Below are 4698 nucleotides of genomic sequence, written 5' to 3' on the forward strand. Positions count from 1 at the left end.
CGATCCCGTCATCGTGTTCATCAGATGGCTCCACAGCCACCAGAGTGTCGGTCATGATGCGACCTTCCTGCCCCCGACACACCGAGGGCGGTAAGGCCACTTACACCGTTCTCGCGACAGTCCCCCGCCCGTGCACACCGAGGCACTGGTCGCCGACGACAAAGCCATGAATCCCGAGCACTCAGAGTCCGGATCATCCGCAGCGCCCACCCGCGCCGGTTCTGACCGCTGACGATGACACAAGTGTCAGAACGCTACGTTGTCGGCATTTCAAACCAGTGGAACGACAGGGGGATTCGGGCTTGAGTCGACGTAATCAGGAGGGTGGCCGGATTCGTCCTACCCGGGAGCGGGAAGGTCGAAGACTCGCGAGGAGTCGAGTCGCCATGCGAGATATGCCAGGCCGAGCCTGATGCGGCCGTACCCGTCTTGGAAGTCGAAGCCGACCTCGGCGCGGAGAAGCTCGGACCGCGTCTGCGCCGTGCTGTGGTGGACGCCGGCGTGGCGGGCGGCCTGGCGTACTGACGACGTGGCCAGAATGGCCTCGATGGTGGAATCGGCCCACGGGTGGGCCATCACCGTAGCGATGCGGGCCGAGTCGCTGGTGGCGGTCGTGGATGGCCCGGCGTCGGCGAGGAGCTGAATCAGCCCGCCGTAACGGTCCGCGCAGACGAACGGGTCCGACGGCGGGCGGCACAGCCGGACCGCGACGAGTGCGGTGCGGAACGACGCCTCGAGTTCGTCGATGGGGGTGGCAATGCCGACCCCCGACGGTCGCACGTCGAGCTCGGTGGTCGTGGCAGGCACGACCGTGGCGTGTACCGGACCAAACGCGGTGCTGATGACGTCCGAGGGACCCGCCGGATGTGATTCCCACACAGCGAATAGCGGAGCGGCTACGACCCTGTGGGTCCGGGTCGCGTCGAGGCCCAGCCGTCCGGCTGCCTCGGCTCGCTCCGACGCGGACGTCGCCGAGTCAAGTACGACACGCAGATCGCGGCGCGGCTCGATCTCCCGGCGCTCAATCCCTGCCCGTACGCCCACCGCTAGCGCTAATCGCTCGAGAATGATCGCGTCGTTGGCGTGTGGCGACCCGCTGCGCTCCAACCAGACGTGGACGCCCCCCGGAAGCTGGCTGACCGTGACGTCGTCGGGGCGGGCGCCTGTGAGCACGTCGCCGGAAGGGCCGAGCCGTAGCTCGGATCTTCCGGCGCCGGTTTTGGCCCCCGCCGGACACCCCGCCAGCGACGCTGCGGTAGCCAGCAGACCACGGGTGTTGACGTCGCCGAGGATGAGTTCGTCGAAGCAGGCGATCACTCGAATCCCCAGACTGGCGTCGGGGTCGAGCGCCGCGATTCTGCCGAGCAGCTCCTGCATCACGAACTCCTCAGCGACGGGACAGCGACGGACGGGCGAGACCCATTGTCAGCCGCGCAACGCCCGGTAGGTCGCGGTTTCCAGGTCTAGGTAACCGGTTACGGAGTCCGCGTCGGCGAACGGGAAGATCTGCGTGGCCCAGTATCCGCCGATCGAGTTGCGTCGGTCGATCCAGTAGTAGAGATTTGCCAGCCCCGCCCAGGCGATGCCCCCAGCGGGACGTCCCGTCGGCGCCTCCTCGTCGTTCACCATGAAGGTGTAAGCCCAGGACTTGGACTGGCCGGGGAAGAACTCTGCGTCGTTGCTCAGAGTGGGGATCACCCCGGGGAGCATCTTGACTTTGAGATCGCCGAGGTGGTTCTGCGCGGCGAACTCGACGGTGTCGGGCCGCAGGATCTGCTCGCCCGACGTCGCCGAGCCGTCGTTGAGCCACATCCGAATGAAGGACAGATAGTCCCCGACCGTCGAGTACAGGCCGTGACCACCCATGTGGACCTCGGGGTCGGGCAGACGGAAGTCGGTTGGTTCGAGCGTCCCGTCGGCGCCGCGCTGGTGCATGGTCGCCACCCGCGATTCCATGTCGCCATCAAGGGTGAACGATGTGTTGGTCATGCCCAGCGGAGTGAGGATGCGGTCGCGGAACACCTCACCGAGCCGGCGGCCGGTAATCCCCTCGATCACCTGTCCGGCCCAGTCGATGTTGCTGCCGTACTCCCACTGCTCGCCCGGATCGAACAGCAAAGGTGTCTGCAGAGCGCGGCGACTCGAAGTGACGATGCTGGGCTGCCCATGGTTTTCCGCCAGACGGTTGTACTGCTCGTTGAAGAAGTCGTATCCGAACCCCGCAGTGTGGAGCAGCAGTTGCTTGGTGGTGATGTCGGACTTGGGCGCCCGCAGGACCGGATCACCGTTGTCGTCAAAGCCCTCAAGGACTTGCACCTCGCCCAGCGCCGGAGCGTATTCCTTTGCCGGCGCGTCGAAGTCAAGGTCCCCGCTCTCGCGCAGCTGCAGTGCCGCGACACCCGTCAGGGCCTTCGTAGTGGAGAAGATCGCGAACACCGAGTCGGTGGTCATCGGCGTCTTGGTGCCCAGGTCGCGGTATCCGGAGGCCCCGAGGTATAGCGTCTCCTCCGCCGTCGTGACGCCGGCGACGACGCCGGGGACCCGAGACGCCGCGTCCTGAACGACGCGGTCGACCGCCTCGGCGATCGAGCTGCTATTCGTCGTTGTCATCGTGAACTCCTTTGTTCTGTGTAACTTTCACTGCGAGAAACTCAGTCGGACAACCGATTCGCCACCCAGTCGAAACGGGCACGCATCATGCCCTGGGCGAGCGCGGTATGCGGGGCGAAAATGTCGAAGGCATGAAACCCGCCGGTCCATACGTGCAGCTCGGCGTCACCACCGGCCCGCCAGATCGCGGTCGCATAGTCGATCGCCTCGTCGCGAAAGATCTCCGCCGACCCCACGTCGATGAACGCCGGTGGGAGGCCGGTCAGGTCGGTAGCGCGAGCAGGGGCGATATAGGGCGAGACATCGTCGCTGCCGTATCTGTCACCCAGCACCGCCGCCCACCCGGTCTCGTTGCTGATGCGGTCCCACACCCCGACGCCGTCGAACTGCCCGGTAGACGGGGTTCGCCCCCGGTCGTCGAGCATCGGATAGACGAGCAACTGTCCGCACAGCGCGGGACCCGACCGGTCGCGGGCGGCCAGTGCGGCGCCAGCGGCCAGACCGCCCCCGGCACTAGCGCCGGCGACCATCACTCGACGGGGGTCGATGCTCAGATCACCGGCGTTGGCGACCGACCACACGAGGGTGGCGTATAGATCCTCGCGGGCATACGGGTCTTGGAATTCCGGTGCCAACCGGTACTCGGGGCACACGAGAACGGCGCCGAGTTGCTCGACCCAATCGAGGTTCATCGCCAGCGCGTTGAAGCGATCGCCGAACATCAACCCACCCGAGTGGGCATACACGATGGCCGGCCGCGATCCGGGATGGTCAGGGGATCGGAAGACCGAGGTTACGATCTCGTCGCCGCCGTGACCCCGAACGGTGTACTCCTCGTGGAGGACGTGGCGGCCCTCAAGGGTCTCCGCCACCGGCGGGGACGCATAAGACCGTCGCATGAATGGGATCAAGTCGGGGGTAATGGTCGGCGGAAAGACCCCACCGACAACCGCAAGGCCGGCCTTCAGCTCGGGGTCGAAACGCGGACGCCGTACGCCCGCACCCCTGCCGCCCTCTTCCTGAAGTGTCACGGATCACACTCTAGTGAGCCCCGCGAACCCCGTACACCGCCATCACGGCGCAGTTCTGTCCACCCGCACCGCCATCTGGCTGGTTCGCCGTGTGGCGCGTGTCAGCACGCACGCTCGAAGCGAGAGCGACAAGAATGTCTGCTCCGCGCAGATGCTGACGGGCCGATCGGGCAGCGTCTCAGTCGATCAGGGGTGCGGCTCCATGGTGACCATTGGGGAAGACACCCCGGCACTTGTATTCGTTTGGGGGCAGGTGTTCACCTACGTAACTGACATAAGCATGCTCCCCGCGGCGGCGCCCGCAGGTGACAAGCCGACGGCAGGGTGGCATCCGCCACCGACACTTACGTATCAATCCAGGCCGCACCATAAATCGACACCCAAATACGCCAACCGGTGCAGCAGGATGTGTTGTGGACACCCGTCCTCACGCAACACCGAAGATCACAATAGTCTTTTCGCCCCTCCGGCAGCACATCTGTCGGCAGGTTGCACTACACCTGAGAGCAGCTTTACCCCAATGGGTTTGCGGAGTAGGTCGGTCACGGCAGGGTGGCTGAGCGCCACCGACCGACTCAGTCTCTACCGCTCCGACGATCAACCCCGAATCATCAGAAATGGAGTAGAAGATAATGGTCGACACAGTGTTTGCTGATATTTCCGAATGGCAGCCACCTATCGATGACAGCTATCCCTATAAATGGTTATCGATCCGATCGAATGACGGCACCTATCGTGACCGCAATTTCGCCCGTAATTGGGATACGGCGCGGTCGTGGCTCGACTCAGGCCGGTTGCGGGGGCTCATCGTCTACTGCGTGTACCGGCGCAACTGGCGAGACGTGCTGGCCACCCACCGACAGATGCAAGGCGAGAACCGCCCCGACGTCGTGTCCATGGTCGACGTCGAATCGTGGGGCGGACAGATCACCGACGACAACAGCGACCCGATCAACCGGCTTGTCTGGGGCCTCAGCGACTGGCGCGGGCCCCAAGTCCACGGCAAGCCGCGGCGCGTGATCGGCTACCTCAACCCCCATGACGCCCATATCTGGCC

General features: G+C 65.1%; 3 protein-coding genes and 1 pseudogene. 1 reads left to right on the forward strand and 3 read right to left on the reverse strand.

From position 1 onward, the window contains the following. Positions 1-339: 339 nt before the first annotated feature. The 3 genes from FFS52_RS23370 to FFS52_RS23380 are packed head-to-tail and all read right to left on the reverse strand — an operon-like array spanning position 340 to position 3332. A complete protein-coding gene (locus FFS52_RS23370) occupies positions 340-1377 on the reverse strand; it encodes a PucR family transcriptional regulator (RefSeq protein WP_137811067.1) in 1038 nt (345 codons plus the stop codon). 48 nt (positions 1378-1425) lie between these two features. Further along, positions 1426-2610 carry a serine hydrolase domain-containing protein gene (locus FFS52_RS23375; protein WP_137811068.1) on the reverse strand — a complete coding sequence of 395 codons (1185 nt, stop codon included), beginning with the start codon at positions 2608-2610 and terminating at the stop codon, positions 1426-1428. A 41-nt stretch (positions 2611-2651) separates the two neighbouring features. Continuing rightward, positions 2652-3332, reverse strand: coding sequence for an alpha/beta hydrolase fold domain-containing protein (locus tag FFS52_RS23380; protein ID WP_247450492.1), 681 nt, complete (start codon positions 3330-3332; stop codon positions 2652-2654). A gap of 941 nt (positions 3333-4273) precedes the next feature. On the opposite strand from FFS52_RS23380, the pseudogene FFS52_RS23385 reads away from it, so the two are divergent. Then, a pseudogene (locus FFS52_RS23385) lies at positions 4274-4698 on the forward strand (hypothetical protein); the annotation flags it as partial.

This window comes from Gordonia sp. ALPHA1B1 (genome assembly GCF_005502615.1).
GTDB lineage: Bacteria > Actinomycetota > Actinomycetes > Mycobacteriales > Mycobacteriaceae > Gordonia > Gordonia hongkongensis.

What these genes read in the sequence shown, in the direction of transcription:
- FFS52_RS23370 (WP_137811067.1), bottom strand. Translation starts at nt 1,377, where the DNA reads ATGCAGGAGCTGCTCGGCAGAATCGCGGCGCTCGACCCCGACGCCAGT.
- FFS52_RS23375 (WP_137811068.1), bottom strand. Translation starts at nt 2,610, where the DNA reads ATGACAACGACGAATAGCAGCTCGATCGCCGAGGCGGTCGACCGCGTC.
- FFS52_RS23380 (WP_247450492.1), bottom strand. Translation starts at nt 3,332, where the DNA reads ATGTTCGGCGATCGCTTCAACGCGCTGGCGATGAACCTCGATTGGGTC.